The 16,945-nt window shown below is 70.7% G+C and carries 13 protein-coding genes; 7 read left to right on the top strand and 6 right to left on the bottom strand.

Going from position 1 to position 16,945, the window contains the following annotated elements; all coding sequences use genetic code 11:
* Window positions 1-70 precede the first annotated feature (70 nt).
* Entirely contained in the window at window positions 71-6,460 is a 6,390-nt protein-coding gene (locus tag DEJ06_RS17160) for an Ig-like domain-containing protein (RefSeq protein ID WP_220036528.1), read from the top strand.
* A gap of 94 nt (window positions 6,461-6,554) precedes the next feature.
* On the opposite strand, the gene DEJ06_RS17155 is transcribed toward DEJ06_RS17160, so the two are convergent.
* Window positions 6,555-7,748: a RimK family alpha-L-glutamate ligase gene (locus DEJ06_RS17155; RefSeq protein WP_111040122.1), complete on the bottom strand. Its 1,194-nt coding sequence runs from the start codon at window positions 7,746-7,748 to the stop codon at window positions 6,555-6,557.
* Window positions 7,749-7,835: 87 nt separating this feature from the next.
* Here DEJ06_RS17155 and DEJ06_RS17150 point away from each other — a divergent pair, with 87 nt between their 5' ends.
* Window positions 7,836-8,318: a RimK/LysX family protein gene (locus tag DEJ06_RS17150; RefSeq protein WP_027465989.1), complete on the top strand. Its 483-nt coding sequence runs from the start codon at window positions 7,836-7,838 to the stop codon at window positions 8,316-8,318.
* 140 nt (window positions 8,319-8,458) lie between these two features.
* Here the strand turns inward: DEJ06_RS17150 and DEJ06_RS17145 are convergent, their stop codons facing one another.
* The gene (locus DEJ06_RS17145) at window positions 8,459-9,352 is read right to left on the bottom strand and encodes an alpha/beta hydrolase family protein (RefSeq protein WP_111040121.1); all 894 of its coding nucleotides are present in this window, start codon (window positions 9,350-9,352) and stop codon (window positions 8,459-8,461) included.
* Entirely contained in the window at window positions 9,349-9,936 is a 588-nt protein-coding gene (locus tag DEJ06_RS17140; RefSeq protein ID WP_111040120.1) for a TetR/AcrR family transcriptional regulator, read from the bottom strand. Before DEJ06_RS17140 ends, DEJ06_RS17145 begins: the two co-directional genes overlap by 4 nt.
* Before the next feature lie 62 nt (window positions 9,937-9,998).
* On the opposite strand from DEJ06_RS17140, the gene DEJ06_RS17135 reads away from it, so the two are divergent.
* A complete protein-coding gene (locus DEJ06_RS17135; protein WP_220036527.1) occupies window positions 9,999-11,201 on the top strand; it encodes an MFS transporter in 1,203 nt (400 codons plus the stop codon).
* Here the strand turns inward: DEJ06_RS17135 and DEJ06_RS17130 are convergent.
* A complete protein-coding gene (locus DEJ06_RS17130; RefSeq protein ID WP_111040118.1) occupies window positions 11,107-11,472 on the bottom strand; it encodes a YciI family protein in 366 nt (121 codons plus the stop codon). The two genes, DEJ06_RS17135 and DEJ06_RS17130, sit on opposite strands and share 95 nt — an antisense overlap.
* Before the next feature lie 65 nt (window positions 11,473-11,537).
* Here DEJ06_RS17130 and DEJ06_RS17125 point away from each other — a divergent pair, with 65 nt between their 5' ends.
* The 4 genes from DEJ06_RS17125 to DEJ06_RS17110 all read left to right on the top strand — a co-directional run bounded on the left by DEJ06_RS17125 (window position 11,538) and on the right by DEJ06_RS17110 (window position 15,805).
* Window positions 11,538-12,812: a sensor histidine kinase gene (locus DEJ06_RS17125; protein ID WP_111040117.1), complete on the top strand. Its 1,275-nt coding sequence runs from the start codon at window positions 11,538-11,540 to the stop codon at window positions 12,810-12,812.
* Window positions 12,794-13,507, top strand: coding sequence for a response regulator transcription factor (locus tag DEJ06_RS17120; RefSeq protein WP_111040116.1), 714 nt, complete (start codon window positions 12,794-12,796; stop codon window positions 13,505-13,507). Before DEJ06_RS17125 ends, DEJ06_RS17120 begins: the two co-directional genes overlap by 19 nt.
* A gap of 343 nt (window positions 13,508-13,850) precedes the next feature.
* A complete protein-coding gene (locus tag DEJ06_RS17115; RefSeq protein WP_071245065.1) occupies window positions 13,851-14,732 on the top strand; it encodes an ABC transporter ATP-binding protein in 882 nt (293 codons plus the stop codon).
* On the top strand, window positions 14,729-15,805 hold the full coding sequence (locus DEJ06_RS17110) for an ABC transporter permease (RefSeq protein ID WP_111040115.1): 1,077 nt from the start codon (window positions 14,729-14,731) through the stop codon (window positions 15,803-15,805). The genes DEJ06_RS17115 and DEJ06_RS17110 overlap by 4 nt, the downstream gene beginning before the upstream one ends.
* Before the next feature lie 122 nt (window positions 15,806-15,927).
* On the opposite strand, the gene DEJ06_RS17105 is transcribed toward DEJ06_RS17110, so the two are convergent.
* Both DEJ06_RS17105 and DEJ06_RS17100 read right to left on the bottom strand, forming a co-directional pair.
* Complete coding sequence (locus tag DEJ06_RS17105; RefSeq protein ID WP_071405947.1) at window positions 15,928-16,431, bottom strand: flavin reductase family protein; 504 nt, start codon at window positions 16,429-16,431, stop codon at window positions 15,928-15,930.
* Window positions 16,428-16,943 (bottom strand): NADPH-dependent FMN reductase, encoded by a 516-nt coding sequence (locus DEJ06_RS17100; protein WP_071405946.1) that lies wholly within the window; start codon window positions 16,941-16,943, stop codon window positions 16,428-16,430. Before DEJ06_RS17100 ends, DEJ06_RS17105 begins: the two co-directional genes overlap by 4 nt.
* Window positions 16,944-16,945: the final 2 nt, after the last annotated feature.

Below are 16,945 nucleotides of genomic sequence, written 5' to 3'. Positions count from 1 at the left end.
CGCCCCGACCCCCACCCCCGAGGCGCAGCCCACGACCGACGAGGTCACGCCGAACGAGACGCCGATCAACGTGTACGTCGATGGAGCCGCGGACGCGATCGGTCAGCCGGGACAGCGGTTCGAGACGTCGATCTTCAACGTCAAGAACGTGAGTGGCTTCACGATCCCGAGCCGTTCGCTCGACTTCCACTGGACCATCACCGGCCCCGCGACCTTCACACGCGGACGACCGCCGTTCTCCGTGGCGAACTCAGGCACGGCGAACGTTGCGAACTGCACGTTCACGTCCTCCACGCAGACCGACTGCCTCGGCGGGAACCCCCAGCCACTCAACACCGGAGGAGCGAACTTCAACCACATCCGGGTGCCGATCACCGTCGACGTTTCCGCTCTGCCGGGCGACGTCATCACGGTGCACGGCTCGTTCGCCCCGAACGCCGCCACCGACTACGTGAACTCGAGCGAGCAGACGACATCGACGTGGAAGGTCACCATCCCGCTGACCGCCGCCGTCATCGACGAGCCGACCGCAGCCGTCGGGCCGAAGCCGACCATCACCGGCCAGGGCGTCCCCGGTGGCACCGTCGACGTGGCCGTCGGTGACCGGGCGCCGGTGAACGTCCCCGTCGGCGATGACGGCACCTGGTCGCTCCCCGTCACCGAGGCGCTGTCGGAGGGGTCGGTCACCGTCACCGCCGTGCAGCACCGCAACGGCTTCACCGCCGACCCGACCACGGCGACCCTCGACGTCGACGCCACCGCCCCCGACGTCCCGATCGTCGACGACCCCGGCACCCTCGCCGACCCGACCGGACCCATCACCGGCACCGCCGAGCCAGGCGCCATCGTCATCGTCCGCGACCCCGCCGGCAACGAACTCGGCCGCGATCGTGCGAACGAGGCCGGCGACTTCTCCGTCCGTCTCGACGCACCGCTGCCCGAGGGTGCGACCGACCTCGTGGTCGTCGCCGCCGATGCGGTCGGCAACGAGTCCGGCCCGGCGACCGCGACCGCGGTCGTCCCGGACACCACCGCGCCCGATGCTCCGGTCGTCGAGCGCCAGGACCTCGCGACCCCGACCGGCCCGGTGGTCGGCACCGCCGAGCCCGGCTCCATCGTGATCATCCGCGACCGGGACGGCGACGAGATCGGGCGCGGCGAAGCCAATGACGACGGTGACTTCTCGGTCGAGTTAGACGAGCCACTGACCGAGGGCGACCACGGCCTGGAGGTCGTCGCGCAGGACGACGCCGGCAACGAGTCGGCTCCCTCGCCCGTGACCGTCACCGCACCCGACGTCACCGCACCCGACGCACCGATCAGCACGACCCCCGAGTTCCTCGCCGACGGCACCGGCCCCTTCACCGGGTCGGCCGAACCCGGTTCGACAGTGATCGTGCGCGACGCCGACGGCAACGAACTCGGCCGTACCGAGGCCCGCGACGACGGGCAGTTCACCGTCGTGCTCGACGAGCCGCTCGACGACGGCGCGCACGACCTCGAGCTCGTCGCGCAGGACGAGGCCGGCAACGTCTCGTCCCCGACGCCGGTCACGGTGGACGTGGACGACGACGCTCCGAACGCACCGATCCTGACCGGACCGACCGACCTCGCTGACGGCAAGGGACCCATCACCGGGACCGCCGAACCGGGCTCGACGGTCATCATCCGTGACGAGGACGGCAACCAGATCGGCCGCGGCGAAGCCAACGACGACGGGGACTTCTCGATCGAACTCGACGAGCCCCTCGACGACGGCGACCACCACCTCGAGCTGATCGCCCAGGACGACGCCGGCAACATCTCGACCCCCACCCCGGTCACCGTCGACGTCGACACCGAAGCACCCGACGCACCCGTCGTCACCAGCCCCAAGGACCTCGCTGACGGCAAGGGGCCCATCACCGGGACCGCCGAGCCCGGCTCGACCGTGATCATCCGTGACGAGGACGGCAACGAACTCGGCCGCGGCGAAGCCAACGACGACGGCGACTTCTCCATCGAACTCGACGAGCCCCTCGACGACGGCGAGCACAAGCTCGAACTCATCGCCCAGGACAAGGCCGGCAACGAATCTGGTCCGACCGACGCCACGGTTGACGTCGACACCGAAGCACCCGACGCACCCGTCGTCACCAGCCCCAAGGACCTCGCTGACGGGACCGGCCCCATCACCGGGACCGCCGAGCCCGGCTCGACGGTCATCATCCGCGACGAAGACGGCAACGAACTCGGCCGCGGCGAAGCCAACGACGACGGCAACTTCTCCATCGAACTCGACGAGCCCCTCAACGACGGCGCCCACCACCTCGAGCTGATCGCCCAGGACAAGGCTGGCAACGAATCTGGTCCGACCGACGCCACGGTTGACGTCGACACCGAAGCCCCCGACGCACCCGTCGTCACCAGCCCGTCCGACCTCGCTGACGGGACCGGCCCCATCACCGGCACCGCCGAGCCGGGCTCGACGGTCATCATCCGCGACGAAGACGGCAACGAACTCGGCCGCGGCGAAGCCAACGACGACGGCGACTTCTCGATCGAACTCGACGAGCCCCTGGACGACGGCGAGCACAAGCTCGAACTGATCGCCCAGGATGACGCCGGCAACACCTCCGAAGAGACGAAGACCACCGTCGACGTCGACACGAAGGCACCGACCGCACCCGTCGTCACCAGCCCGTCCGACCTGAGCGACGGCAAGGGCCCGATCAGCGGGACCGCCGAGCCGGGCTCGACGGTCATCATCCGCGACGAAGACGGCAACGAACTCGGCCGCGGCGAAGCCAACGACGACGGCGACTTCTCGATCGAACTCGATGAACCGCTCAACGACGGCGACCACAAGCTCGAACTCGTCGCTCAGGATGACGCTGGCAACACCTCCGAAGAGACGAAGACCACGGTCGACGTCGACACGGAAGCCCCCACGGCCCCGATCGTGACCAGCCCCAAACACCTCGACAACGGCAAGGGCCCGATCACCGGCACCGCGGAACCCGGCTCGACGGTCATCATCCGTGACGAGGACGGCAACGAGATCGGCCGCGGCGAAGCCAACGACGACGGCGACTTCTCGATCGAGCTCGATGAACCGCTCAACGACGGCGACCACAAGCTCGAACTCGTCGCTCAGGATGACGCTGGCAACACCTCCGAAGAGACGAAGACCACGGTCGACGTCGACACGGAAGCCCCCACGGCCCCGATCGTGACCAGCCCCAAACACCTCGACAACGGCAAAGGCCCCATCACCGGCACCGCCGAGCCCGGCTCGACGGTCATCATCCGTGACGAGGACGGCAACGAGATCGGCCGCGGCGAAGCCAACGACGACGGCGACTTCTCGATCGAGCTCGATGAGCCGCTCGATGACGGCGAGCACAAGCTCGAGCTGATCGCCCAGGATGACGCTGGCAACACCTCCGAAGAGACGAAGACCACGGTCGACGTCGACACGACGGCACCGACCGCACCGGTCGTGACCAGCCCCTCTGACCTCGCTGACGGTAAGGGCCCGATCACCGGCACCGCGGAACCCGGCTCCACGGTCATCATCCGTGACGAGGACGGCAACGAACTCGGCCGCGGGGAAGCCAACGACGACGGCGACTTCAGCATCGAGCTGGATGAGCCCCTCGACGACGGCGAGCACAAGCTCGAGCTCGTCGCTGCAGACAAGGCCGGCAACGAATCTAGCCCGACCAACACCACGGTCGATGTCGACACCGAAGCCCCCATGGCCCCGGTCGTGACCAGCCCCTCTGACCTCGCTGACGGCAAGGGCCCCATCACCGGCACCGCGGAACCCGGCTCCACTGTCATCATCCGCGATGAAGACGGCAACGAGATCGGCCGCGGCGAAGCCAACGACGACGGCGACTTCTCCATCGAGCTGGACGAGCCGCTCGACGACGGCGAGCACAAGCTCGAACTGATCGCCCAGGACAAGGCCGGTAACGAGTCCAACCCGACCGACACAACGGTTGACGTCGACACTGAAACCCCCGACGCACCCGTCGTGACCAGCCCGTCCGACCTGAGCGACGGCACCGGACCCATCACCGGGACCGCTGAGCCGGGCTCCACCGTGATCATCCGTGACGAGGACGGTAACGAGATCGGCCGCGGTGAGGCCAACGACGACGGCGACTTCTCGATCGAGCTCGACGAGCCGCTCGACGACGGCGAGCACAAGCTCGAACTGATCGCCCAGGATGACGCCGGCAACAACTCCGAAGAGACGAAGACCACCGTCGACGTCGACACCGAAGCGCCCACGGCCCCGGTCGTGACCAGCCCCAGCGACCTCGACAAGGGCAAGGGCCCGATCACCGGCACCGCCGAACCCGGCTCCACCGTGATCATCCGTGACGAGGACGGCAACGAACTCGGCCGCGGCGAAGCCAACGACGACGGGGACTTCTCGATCGAACTCGACGAGCCCCTCGACGACGGCGAGCACAAGCTCGAACTCATCGCTGAAGACAAGGCGGGCAACACCTCCGAAGAGACGACGACCACCGTCGACGTCGACACGAAGGCACCGACCGCACCCGTCGTCACCAGCCCCTCCGACCTCGCTGACGGCAAGGGCCCCATCACCGGCACCGCCGAGCCCGGCTCCACCGTGATCATCCGCGATGAAGACGGCAACGAGCTCGGCCGCGGCGAAGCTAACGACGACGGCGACTTCTCCATCGAACTCGACGAGCCCCTCAACGACGGCGCGCACGACCTCGAACTCATCGCCCAGGACGACGCCGGTAACGAGTCCAACCCGACCGACACCACGGTCGGCGTCGACACCGAAGCTCCCGACGCACCCGTCGTCACCAGCTCCAAGGACCTCGCTGACGGCAAGGGACCCATCACTGGTACCGCGGAGCCGGGCTCGACGGTCATCATCCGTGACGAGGACGGCAACGAGATCGGCCGCGGCGACGCCAACGACGACGGCGACTTCTCGATCGAACTCGATGAACCGCTCAACGACGGCGACCACAAGCTCGAACTCATCGCTCAGGATGACGCTGGCAACACCTCCGAAGAGACGAAGACCACCGTCGACGTCGACACCGAAGCGCCGACGGCACCAGTGGTGACCAGCCCCAGCGATCTCAACAACGGCAAGGGACCGATCAGCGGGACCGCGGAACCCGGCTCCACCGTGATCATCCGCGACGAAGACGGCAACGAGATCGGCCGCGGCGAAGCCAACGACGACGGCGACTTCTCCATCGAGCTCGACGAGCCCCTCGACGACGGCGACCACAAGCTCGAACTGATCGCCCAGGATGACGCTGGCAACACCTCCGAGGAAACGAAGACCACGGTCGACGTCGACACGAAGGCACCGACCGCACCGGTCGTGACCAGCCCCTCTGACCTCGCTGACGGTAAGGGCCCGATCACCGGGACCGCGGAACCCGGCTCCACCGTGTTCATCCGTGACGAGGACGGCAACGAGATCGGCCGCGGCGAAGCCAACGACGACGGCGACTTCAGCATCGAGCTGGACGAACCGCTCAACAATGGCGAGCACAAGCTCGAACTCGTCGCCCAGGACAAGGCCGGCAACGAGTCCAACCCGACCGACACCACGGTCGACGTCGACACCGAAGCGCCCACGGCACCAGTCGTCGCCAGCCCGTCCGACCTCGCTGACGGCAAGGGCCCGATCAGCGGGACGGCGGAGCCCGGCTCGACCGTGATCATCCGCGACGAGGACGGCAACGAGCTCGGCCGCGACACCGCGGACGAGAACGGCGACTTCGAGATCGTCCTCGACGAGCCGCTCACGGACGGGGCGCACGACCTCGAACTGATCGCGCAGGACAAGGTCGGCAACGAGTCGGACCCGACGAAGACCACCGTCGACGTCGACACCGAGGCCCCGGCGGCACCCGTCCTCGAGGCGTTCGACGACATCGTCGACGGAACCGGCATCGTCCGGGGCTCCGCCGAGCCCGGCTCGACGGTCGTCATCCGCGACGCCGACGGCCGCGAGATCGGCCGCGGGACAGCCGACTCCGACGGGCGGTTCGCCTTCCGGACGACGGTTCCCCTGGAGCCGGGAGCGCACCTGCTGTCGGTCGTCGCCGTGGACCGCTTCGGTCACGTCTCACCGGGCTCGAGCATGCTCGTCACGCTCGTCCCCGAGAGCGACGGCGATGGCGACAACGGGGCCGGAACGGGAATCGCGTTCCCGGGGATCGTGACCCCGGGCACCGGCACCGGCACCGGCACGCAGCTCGGCACGATCGACGATCGCACCGCACCCGCTCCGAAGACCGACGGAGCCAGCACCACCGGCACCGGCACCGTCCCCACCAGCCGTGAGCTCGCCTTCACGGGTGTCGAGCTCGGCGGCTGGCTCGCCGCCGCACTGACCGCGCTCGGACTCGGCGCCGTCCTGCGCCTGCTCGCGCGCCGCCAAGGCGACGTGCGCGGCGACTGAGCCCGGACTGCAGACGGGAGGCCCGGATCACGTACCCGACGAGGGGACGCGATCCGGGCCTCCCGGCTGTCACGGCGCTGCAGCGCCCGAACGCTCAGCTCTCGGTCTGCAGCGGCTCCTTGGGCAGCTTCCGCACCTTCGCACGCCGCTTGCGACGCTCCGGGATCATCGACCGCATCTCCTCGAGCTTGCCGAAGCAGAGCAGGCGGTCCCCCGGCTCGAGGGCGACGCCACTGCGCGGGTTCGGGATGACGTTGGAGCCGCGGTGCAGCGTGAGGACCGTGATGTCGCGGTCCCAGAGCCCGGACTCCTTGATCGTCTTGCCGACCAGGTCGGCGTTGGTGTGCACGAGGAGCTCGGCGACGCCGTAGCCGGTCGAGACGGACAGCCGCTGGCGGACGTCGATCTCGGGGAACGCGACCTGGTTCGCGATGAAGTCGACGATCGCACCGGCGATGTCGAGGCCGGTGGCGCGCTCGACGCCCTCGAGCCCTGGCGAGGAGTTGACCTCCATCACGAGCGGCCCGTCGTTGCCCTCGAGCATGTCGACACCGGCGACCTTGAGGCCCATGATCTGCGCCGAGCGGACCGCCACCGCCTCGTACTCGGGCGAGAGCGTGACCTTCTCGACGGTGCCGCCGCGGTGCACGTTGGAGCGGAACTCGTCACCCGAGGCGGTCCGGCGCATCGCCGCCACGACCCGGTCACCGACGACGAGGGCCCGGATGTCACGACCGCGGCTCTCGGCGATGAACCGCTGGATCAGGACGTTCTGCTTCGTGGAGTGCAGGGTCTCGACGATCGACTCGGCCACCTTCGCCTCGGGTGCCAGGATCACGCCGATGCCCTGCGTGCCCTCGAGGAGCTTGATGACGACGGGCGCGCCGCCGACCCGTTCGATCGCGCCGCGCACGTCGTTGCGGCCGGCCACGAAGGTCGTCGCCGGCATGCCGATGTCGTGCCGCGACAGGATCTGGTTCGCCCGGAGCTTGTCGCGCGAGTTCGTGATGCCGTTCGCCGTGTTCGGCGTGTAGACGTCCATCTGCTCGAACTGGCGCACGACGGCGGTGCCGTAGTAGGTGATCGAGTTGCCGATGCGCGGCAGCACCGCGTCGTAGTCGCTCAGCAGCTTGCCGCGGTAGAGCAGGTCCGGGTCGTCACCGGACAGGTCGATCGCGAAGCGCAGGGTGTTGAGCACCTTGACCTCGTGACCGCGGTCGAGTGCCGCTGCGCGGAGGCGCTGGGTCGAGTACGCCTGGGGCGCGCGCGACAGGATGGCGAGTTTCATCGAGGGGTTCTCCGCTGGGTCGGATCGACGGCGACGCTCCATCAAAGCATGCGGACGTGGCCACGGAGCATGCGACAGGATGGGCACATGGCCCGAGCTCCGAAGTCCTCCGACAGCGGGCTCGTCGTCGCCGGGTGGCGGGAGTGGGCGGGACTGCCGGACCTCGGCGTGCCGTGGATCAAGGTGAAGCTCGACACCGGCGCCCGGAGCTCCGCGTTGCACGCCTTCGACCTCGAGGAACTGCCCGGCGAGCGGGTCCGGTTCTCGCTGCACCCCTGGCAGGACACCGATGCCGATGCCTCCACCATCGAGTGCGACGTGCACGACCGGCGCATCGTCCGCAGCTCGACCGGGCACACCCAGGAGCGCATCGTCGTCCGCACGCGGATCGCGTTGGCCGGGCAGGTCGTCGAGTCCGAGGTCACCTTGAGCAACCGGGACCAGATGGGGTTCCGGATGCTCGTCGGTCGCGAGGCGCTCCGGCAGGGCTTCCTCGTCGATCCTGCACGGTCCTTCATGGCCGGGCGGGCTCCGAAGGAGATCCGGCGCCGCAACCGCGGTCGCGCCTGAGCGCTCCTGAGCGCTCCTGGTCACCTGGCACGGGCCGTCGCGGTGACCGGTCGACGGCCTGGAGGCGCGGTGCGGGGCCGCCACGGGCCTCCCGTCCGCCTGGACGCGCGTCCCGGGCGCTGGTCGGGACGCTGGTCGGCTCAGCGACCCAGGTGGCGGCCGAGGAAGGCGAGCTGCTGGGGCGCCAGGCGGCGCCAGTAGCCGTGCGTGTGGGCACCGGGTGCGAAGCCTCCGGCCGGAGGCGTGGCGAAGCCGTCGACGTAGGCGTGCACCGCCGGCGCGAACCCGTCGCCGTTGCCGCAGTCGACGCGGACGGCGACGCCGTCCAGGGCGCGCTGCCGCCCGAGGACGGTGTTCGCGCGGAAGTCCGCGGCGTCGTCGAAGGCGCCGCGAGCGGTGTCGGCGGCCGACTTCCAGAGCGCGGGGCTGATGGCCGAGACCGCCCGGACGCGCGAGGCACCGAGGACCCCTGCGAGCCGGAGGGCGCCGAAGCCACCCATCGAGTAGCCGGTCAGGGCGAGGCGGTCCGTGTCGAAGCCGCGGCGGGCGATCAGGGGCAGGAACTCGTCGACGACCATCGCGGCGGGGTCGTCCCCGTCGGCTCGTGGGTGCCAGTAGCGGTTGCCGCCGTCGATCGAGGCGATCGCGAACGGGGCTCCGCCGTCGGCGACGTGCGCCGCGAGGAACCGGTCGTAGCCCAGGCTCCGCACGAAGAACGAGGTGTGGTCGTCGCCGTAGCCGTGCAGGGCGACCGCCACCGGCAAGGGGGTGTCGGACGCCGGTGCCGCGATCGTCCACCCGACGGTGCGGCCCTTCCGCGCTGCCGACACGAAGGTGCCGGAGGTGGTGGGAACCGCCTCGACGTCGGGGACCGTGCCGTCGGTGCCGTCCAGACCGAGGACCCGGTACAGGGTCGAGCGCCCGGGCAGCAGGCCGAGGTTGATCCCCTCGGCCACGGCTCCCGCGGCGACGACGCCCGTGCCACCGATCAGCAGGGAACGGCGGGTGATCGTGGCAGCACGCGATCGGGTCATGTGGTGGGCGCCGTTCCGTCTGGGGTGTGTTCCCGGATGAGGGACGCGGCGACGGACCGTGCCGTCGTCGTGTCGAGCGCGGGGTCGCGCAACCGCATCGCAAGGTAACCGGAGACGATGAGCAGCAGCTGGTCGCCGAGGACCTCGGCACGGGGACCGACCACCGGCACCGCCTGTGCCACGAGCCGCCGGCGCAGGGTGGTGGTCTCGAGGTCCAGGACCTGCCGGACCTCGGCGGGGGCGTCGGCGTACTCGGCGGCGGTGCCGAGGAAGGCGCACCAGCGGGAGCCCGTGGGCGTCGAGCGGTAGTCGTCGAGGGCGTCGAACACCGCCAGGAGTCGGCCTAGGTCGTCCCGTTCGGCGGCGACCGCACGGTCCCAGGTGGCGATCCAGTCCTCGTGGCGACGGGTGAGGGCCGCGGCGACGAGCGACTCCTTGCTCGCGTAGCCGCGGTAGAGCGTGGCCGTCGAGACTCCGGCCCGTTCGAGGACGGCGTCGATCGGGGTGGCGGCGATGCCCTGCGAGAAGAAGAGCTCCTCGGCGGCGTCGAGCAGCCGTTGCTCGGTCCCTGGGCGCATCACCATGAGAGCACCCTAGGCTCTGAAAAGTGAAACGATCGTTTTCGTTACGACATCGTCTGCTCCTGGTGAGCGGACTCGGCCTGATCGCCGCCACCTACGGCCTGGTGCGCCTGGCGTACGGGCTGTTCCTGCCCGACGTGCAGCGGGACCTGGGGCTCCGGGCAGACGCCGCCGGGTGGGTCTCGTCGGGTGCCTCGGCGCTGTACTGCGTCGGTGCGGTGGCCGGCTTCCTGCTCGCCGCCCGGATGCCCCGCGTGCTCGTCACGGTCGCGACCCTGGTGGCCGGGATCGGTGCGATCGCCATGGCGACGGCCGGCGGCTCGCTGGCGTTCGGCGTCAGCGCCGTGCTCGCGTCGGCAGGTGCCGGACTCGCGTCGCCCGCCCTCGTGCGGATCGTCGCGGCGCAGGTGCCGACGGCGCTGCTCGGTCGAGCGCAGGCGATCGTGAACGCAGGTACCGGCCCCGGGCTCGTGGGCGCCGGGGTGCTCGCCCTCGTGCTGCTGCCCGACTGGCGGACGGCCTGGGCGGTGTCCGGGGTGTTCGCCCTGGCCGTCGGTGCCCTGCTGCTCGTGGTGTCCCGCGGCGGGGCTGCTGCGTCCCGGTCACCGCTGCCCGGCGCTCCGTGGTTCGCGGCGCACCGAGGGGTCCTCGTGCTGGCGCTGCTGTTCGGGGCGGGGTCCGCCGTCGTCTGGACCTACGGACGTTCGGCGCTGGTGGAGGCCGGCGCGTCGGTCGTCGTCTCGGTGTCGGCCTGGATCGCGCTCGGGATCGGCGGAGCGGCCGTCGTGGTCACCGCGCGTTGGACGAACGGACTGCGCGCCCGGACGCTCTGGGCGGTCACGGCGGGGTCGGTCGCCGTCGCCGTCGTGGTGCTGGGGGCAGCGCCGGAGTCGACGGTCGCGGCACTGCTGGCGTGTGCCGTGTTCGGCTGGGGCTACACGGCGGCGACCGGGGCACTGATCGCGTGGACGACCGAGATCGATGCCGAGCGGTCGTCGGCGGGCACGTCGATGCTGTTCGTCGCACTCGTGCTCGGGCAGGCCGTCGGCGCTGCGGGTGCCGGAGCGCTCGTCGGTGCGAACGGGTTCGTGGTGACGTTCGTGGTCGGGGCAGGTGTGAGCGCGGCGAGCGCCGTCCCCGCGGTGGTCCGTCGGCCGGGTGGGGTCCGTGGCGTCAGAGCAGCGGGCGGAGCTCGATCTTCCGGTTGCACGCCTGCGACGCCTGGTGCGCCACCCGGGCAGCCGTCTCGGCGTCCGGGAGGTCCATGACCCAGAACCCGGCGACGTACTCGTCGGGGTCGGTGGCGGGCCCGGTCGTGGCGGGCCGTGTCGTTGTGTCAGCCGTCGTGTCGGCCGCGCCCCCACGGGCGTCGACCACGGTGGCGTCGGCCGGTGCGGAGACCCCGGCGGCGAACACGATCGCGTCGCCCATCCGCTCGTTGAAGGCGTCGACCGCGGCGGCTTCGGCGTCGGTCGCGGAGTACGTGTTGCCGACGGCGGCGGCCTGACCGTCGTCGATGACGTTGACGAGGAACTGCATGGCGTCTCCCCTGCTCGTTGGCGGGAGGCTACTCCTGGTCGAGCGCACCCAGTAGCGTTTCCTGCATGGGGACGACGGCGGAGTGGTCGCGACTGCCGGTGGGGCGGCACGAGTACCGGCAGGACACGGTGCTCGCAGTCGTGCTGGCCGGTGGGCTCGCGGTCACGACGTTCCTGTACGGGTCGGCCGGTACGTACGGTGACGACCAGGCCGCCTGGTGGGTCTCCGCGCTGATGATCGTCGCGAACGCCGCCCCGATCGCGTTCCGCCGACGGTTCCCGATGTCGGTGGCCCTGGTGTCGGCGCTGGCATTCGCCGCAACGCAGCTGCTCCAGGTGCCCGAGGTCTTCCTCGTCAACTTCACGCTCTTCATCGCGCTGTACACGGTGGGCGCGTGGTGCTCCGACCGGGTGCGGGCCGAAGCGGTGCGCTGGGTCGTCATCGGTGGCATGTTCGCGTGGCTGTTCGTCGCGATCTCGTTCGGGTGGGCGTCGCCGAACGCGCTGCCGAACGACACGGACTCCCCCGTGGCGCCCTACGTCGCGATCTCGCTGCTCAACATCGTCATCAACGTGATCTACTTCGGAGCTGCCTGGTACGCCGGCAACCGCGCCTGGGTCTCCGCGGTCGCACGGCACCAGCTCGCCGAACGCACCGCTGAACTCGCCGCCGAACGGGAGCGGTCCGCGGCGCAGGCCGTCACGATCGAGCGGGTACGGATCGCTCGCGAGCTGCACGACGTCGTCGCCCACCACGTCTCGCTGATGGGCGTGCAGGCGGGTGCTGCACGGCGCGTGATCGACCGCGACCCCGCGCAGGCCACCGCCTCGCTCGGGGTGGTCGAGGAGAGCGCCCGCACCGCGGTGGAGGAACTCCGGCGCATGCTCGGCACCCTGCGCTCCGACGACGACGCGGACGGCCTCGGGGCGGCCGGTGGCGACGGCCCGAGCACCGAGGGCATCACACGGATCGCTGAGCTGGCCGAGTCCGCCCGGGTGGCGGGCCACCCCGCCGAGTACGTCGTCGTGGGTGACGAGCGCCCGGTGCCGCCGACGGTGGCCGCGGTGGCGTACCGGATCGTGCAGGAAGCGGTGACGAACATCCTCAAGCACGCCGGCCCGACCGCCCGCGCCGACGTCCGGCTGCGGTACCTGGACGACGGCGTCGAGGTCGAGGTCACCGACGACGGGCTCGGTGCCCGTGCTGCCCGGAGCACCTCCGGCAGCGGCCTCGGACACGTCGGGATGCGGGAACGCGTCGCGGCTGTGGACGGACGGATCGAGATCGGGCCACGAGCCCGGGGAGGCTACCTGGTGCGGGCATGGCTGCCGACGACCTGACCATCGTGCTGGCCGACGACCAGGAGCTCGTCCGCGCCGGGTTCCGCGTGATCCTGGAGTCCGAGCCCGGGTTCCGGGTCGTGGGCGAAGCCGCGGACGGCGCAGGGGCGGTCGAGGCCGTGCAGGAACTCCGTCCGGACGTCGTCTGCCTCGACGTGCAGATGCCGGGCGTCGACGGGCTCGAGGCGGCACGGCGGATCGCGGCGCTGCCGGCCCCGCCGGCGGTGCTCATCCTCACGACGTTCGACAGCGACGACGCGCTGTTCCAGGCGCTCGAGGCGGGAGCGAGCGGGTTCCTGTTGAAGAACGCCTCCCCCGAGCGGCTGATCGACGCCGTGCGGACCGTCGCCGCCGGGGACGCCCTGCTCGCGCCGGACGTCACGCGCCGGGTGATCAGCCGGGCGACGGCGTCCGCTGCGGTGCAGCCCTCGGCGACCACCACGGCGACGGCTGCGACGACCGACACGACTGCCACGACGGGCGACGACGCACTCGCCGCGGCCGGGCTCACCGAGCGGGAGACCGAGGTGCTGCGGCTCCTCGCCCGGGGCCTGAGCAACGCGGAGATCGCCGCCGAGCTCTACGTCGGGGACGCCACCGTGAAGACCCACGTGTCGAACGTGCTGCAGAAACTCGCACTGCGCGACCGGATCCAGGCCGTCGTCTGGGCGTTCGAGCACGGCGTCGCCGGCTGACCGAGCCGGGCCGAACCCGCACGAACCGAACAATCCCTCACCGTGCCGAGTTCGCAGACATGGCCGCACCGTGCGCCTTCGTTCAACCCGTGCGGCGTTGACCGCACCGTGCGCCGCCACAACGACGCACCGAGCAACCAAACCCGCACGAGCCGAACAAGGCCGCACCGTGCCGACCCGCACCCAGCGCGCTCCGTGCCGAGCCGGACCGACGCGCGCTCCTCCCCCACGCGGTGGAGCCGACCACCCACCCAAGTCCCGCCTGGCGGCGGAGGCGGGGCGTGCCTCCCGGCCAATAGCGTCGGACGCAGCGACGACCAGCGTCGCGACGAAGGGGAACGACATGCTCACCATCGAAGGGGTGACCAAGCACTTCGGCGACCGCCGGGTGCTCGACGACGTGGGGTTCACGGTCGGCAGCGGCCGCCTCACCGGCTTCGTCGGCGGCAACGGTGCCGGCAAGACCACCACCATGCGCATCATGCTCGGCGTGCTCCAGGCCGACGCGGGCACGGTCTCGATCGACGGCACCGCGGTCCGCCCCGCCGACCGCCGCCGCTTCGGCTACATGCCCGAGGAACGCGGCCTGTACCCGAAGATGCCGGTGGCCGAGCAGATCACCTACCTGGCCCGGCTGCACGGCGTCGACAAGCGCGCCGCGACGACCCGCACCGGCGAGCTGCTCGAACGCCTCGAACTCACCGCACACGCCGGCGACCCCGTCGAGAAGCTCTCGCTCGGCAACCAGCAGCGCGTGCAGATCGCGGCGGCGCTGGCACACGACCCCGAGGTGCTCGTGCTCGACGAGCCGTTCTCGGGCCTCGACCCGATGGCCGTCGACACGGTGCTCGGTGTCCTGCGCGAGACCGCGGCCCGGGGCGTCCCGGTGCTGTTCTCGAGCCACCAGCTCGACGTGGTCGAGCGGCTCTGCGACGACGTCGTCGTCATCGCCGGTGGCACGATCCGCGCCGCCGGTCCGCAGGAGGAGCTCCGCAAGCAGGCCGGGCCCGCTGCGTGGGAGCTGCTGGTCGACGGGGACGTCGCCTGGCTCCGCGACGAGCCGGGTGTGGCCGTGCGGGAGTTCGACGGCGGGTACGCGGTCTTCGAGGCCGACGCCGCCACCGCCCAGCGTGTCCTGCAGCGCGCCGTGCAGCACGGCACCGTCGGCTCGTTCTCGCCGCGGGTGCCGCGGCTCAGCGAGGTCTTCCGGGAGGTCGTCCGATGAACAACTCCTTCGTGCAGGCCGTGCGGCTCGTCTCCGCACGTGAGATCCAGGCACGCATCCGCAGCAAGGCCTTCGTGGTCTCGGCGCTCATCCTGATCGGCATGGTCGTCGCATCGATCGTCGTCGGCGGGATCGTGAGCAAGGCCACCGCCGACGACACCAACCCGGTCGCGGTCGTCGACGGCGTCTCGCTGCCGACCACCAGTGGGCTCGACGTCACGCAGTCGGCGTCGGTCGACGACGCCGAACGGCTCGTGACCAAGGGCGACGTCGACGCGGCGATCGTGCCGTCGGACGACCCGCTCGGCTACAAGGTCGTCGGACTCGACGAGGCCCCGTCCGAGGTCGTCTCGGCGTTGAGCGTCACCCCGCGCATCGAGTTGCTCGACCCGGACGCGCTGCCGGGTGGCCTGGTGTACCTCATCGCCATCGCGTTCGGCGTCGTGTACTTCGCGTCGGCGGTGACGTTCGGCCAGTCGATCGCGCAGAGCGTCGTCGAGGAGAAGTCGACGCGGGTGGTCGAGATCCTGATGTCCGCGATCCCGGCCAGGGCGCTGCTCGCCGGCAAGGTCCTCGGCAACAGCATCATGGCCTTCGCGCAGATCGTCGCGGTGGCCGTCGCCGCCATCGTCACGTTGGCGGTGACCGGGCAGGACAACATGTTCGCGATGCTCGGCCCGAGCATCCTGTGGTTCATCGGCTTCTTCGCGATCGGGTTCGTGCTCCTGGCGTCGCTGTTCGCCGCGGCGGCCGTGCTGGTGTCACGCCAGGAGGACGTCGGCAGCGTCACCACCCCGGTGATGATGCTCGTGATGATCCCGTACTTCCTGATCATCGTCGCGTACGACAACCCGACGATCCTCGGCATCATGTCGTACGTGCCGTTCAGCGCCCCGATCGGCATGCCCATGCGGATCTTCCTGGGGACCGCCGAGTGGTGGGAGCCGATCCTGTCGCTCGTCATCGTCGCCGCTTCGGTGGTCGCGGTCGTGGTCATCGGCGCCCGCGTCTACGAGAACGCGCTGCTCCGCACCGGCAGTCGCGTGAAGCTGTCGGAGGCACTGCGCGGCTGATGCTGCCAGGCCCGGCAGACCCGGCAAGCCCGGCAGGCCCGGCGGGTTCGGACTGGAGGCCCGCCCCACGTGAGCAGATCTGCTCACGCGGGGCGGGCCTCCAGTCCGTTGCCCGGCGCCGGTCAGGCGGTCAGGGTCGCGAAGGCGGACCGGTGCCAGACCAGCGGGTTGTGCGCGAAGTCGGACATGAGTCCGAGCACCCGGAGCACCACGATGTCGTGGTCGCCCGCCGGGTAGGTGTGCTCGACCGAGCACTCCAGCCAGATCGGGGCCCCCTGCAGGAACACCGCACCCGTCTCGGCGACCGTCGTGTCGACACCGACGAAGCGGATCGACTTGTCACGCGAGGCGAGCTGCCGGGTGACCTGCGCGTGCCCCTCACCGAGGATCGAGACACCGATCGTGCCGGCGTCCCGGAGCACCGGCCACGTGGTCGACGTGTGCTGCACCGCGAACATCACGAGCGGCGGGTCCTGCGAGACGCCGACCGTGAACGAGGACGCCACGAGCACGGTCGGTTCGCCGTCCACGACGGCGGAGAGCGCGGCGACGCCGCACGGGAACCCGGAGAACGCCTGCTTGAGCGCGGACAGGTCCGGGGCCTCGGTGGAGTAGGGGCTGATCATGACGCGGTTCCTTCCTGGTGGACGGCGGCCGCGCCGAGGACGACGTCCTGCCAGCGGGCGAGCCACACGTCGGTCGATGCGGGGTCCGAGTACTGCTTGTCGTTGAGGTACAGGGCGGGTGCGACGACGGTCGCGCCGAGTTCGACCAGCACCGGTTTGAGGAAGACCTCGGGGGCGAGGGCATGGGCCGGGCCGGCGCCGAGCATGAGCGGCACCGCGACGACACCGGCGAGTCCGTCGCCGGTGCCGAACTGGTCGAGGAACAGCTTGAGCACGCCGGTGTAGGTCGCCTTGAACGTCGGCGACGCGACGACGACGAGGTCCGAACCGGCGACGGTCCGGACGGCGTCCGACACGGCGGCGTCACCCCAGCCGAGCAGGCCGGCACCGAGGTCGATGACGTCGACGACGTGGTCGGGGGCGCGGCCGGTGAGCCGTTCGAGCACGACCGTCGCGGCGTCGAGCGTCCGTGAGGCCGGCTTGGGGTTGCCGGCGACGACGGTGGTGATCATCG

It is taken from the genome of Curtobacterium sp. MCLR17_051, assembly GCF_003234395.1.
Classification (GTDB): domain Bacteria; phylum Actinomycetota; class Actinomycetes; order Actinomycetales; family Microbacteriaceae; genus Curtobacterium; species Curtobacterium flaccumfaciens.
Note: the sequence above shows the minus strand (reverse complement) of the source record. Positions and strands in the feature narration are given on the sequence as shown.

Coding starts and splice junctions, on each gene's coding strand:
- DEJ06_RS17155 (WP_111040122.1), bottom strand. CDS start 7,748: ATGAAACTCGCCATCCTGTCGCGCGCGCCCCAGGCGTACTCGACCCAG.
- DEJ06_RS17150 (WP_027465989.1), top strand. CDS start 7,836: ATGGCCCGAGCTCCGAAGTCCTCCGACAGCGGGCTCGTCGTCGCCGGG.
- DEJ06_RS17145 (WP_111040121.1), bottom strand. CDS start 9,352: ATGACCCGATCGCGTGCTGCCACGATCACCCGCCGTTCCCTGCTGATC.
- DEJ06_RS17140 (WP_111040120.1), bottom strand. CDS start 9,936: ATGGTGATGCGCCCAGGGACCGAGCAACGGCTGCTCGACGCCGCCGAG.
- DEJ06_RS17130 (WP_111040118.1), bottom strand. CDS start 11,472: ATGCAGTTCCTCGTCAACGTCATCGACGACGGTCAGGCCGCCGCCGTC.
- DEJ06_RS17125 (WP_111040117.1), top strand. CDS start 11,538: ATGGGGACGACGGCGGAGTGGTCGCGACTGCCGGTGGGGCGGCACGAG.
- DEJ06_RS17120 (WP_111040116.1), top strand. CDS start 12,794: ATGGCTGCCGACGACCTGACCATCGTGCTGGCCGACGACCAGGAGCTC.
- DEJ06_RS17115 (WP_071245065.1), top strand. CDS start 13,851: ATGCTCACCATCGAAGGGGTGACCAAGCACTTCGGCGACCGCCGGGTG.
- DEJ06_RS17110 (WP_111040115.1), top strand. CDS start 14,729: ATGAACAACTCCTTCGTGCAGGCCGTGCGGCTCGTCTCCGCACGTGAG.
- DEJ06_RS17105 (WP_071405947.1), bottom strand. CDS start 16,431: ATGATCAGCCCCTACTCCACCGAGGCCCCGGACCTGTCCGCGCTCAAG.
- DEJ06_RS17100 (WP_071405946.1), bottom strand. CDS start 16,943: ATGATCACCACCGTCGTCGCCGGCAACCCCAAGCCGGCCTCACGGACG.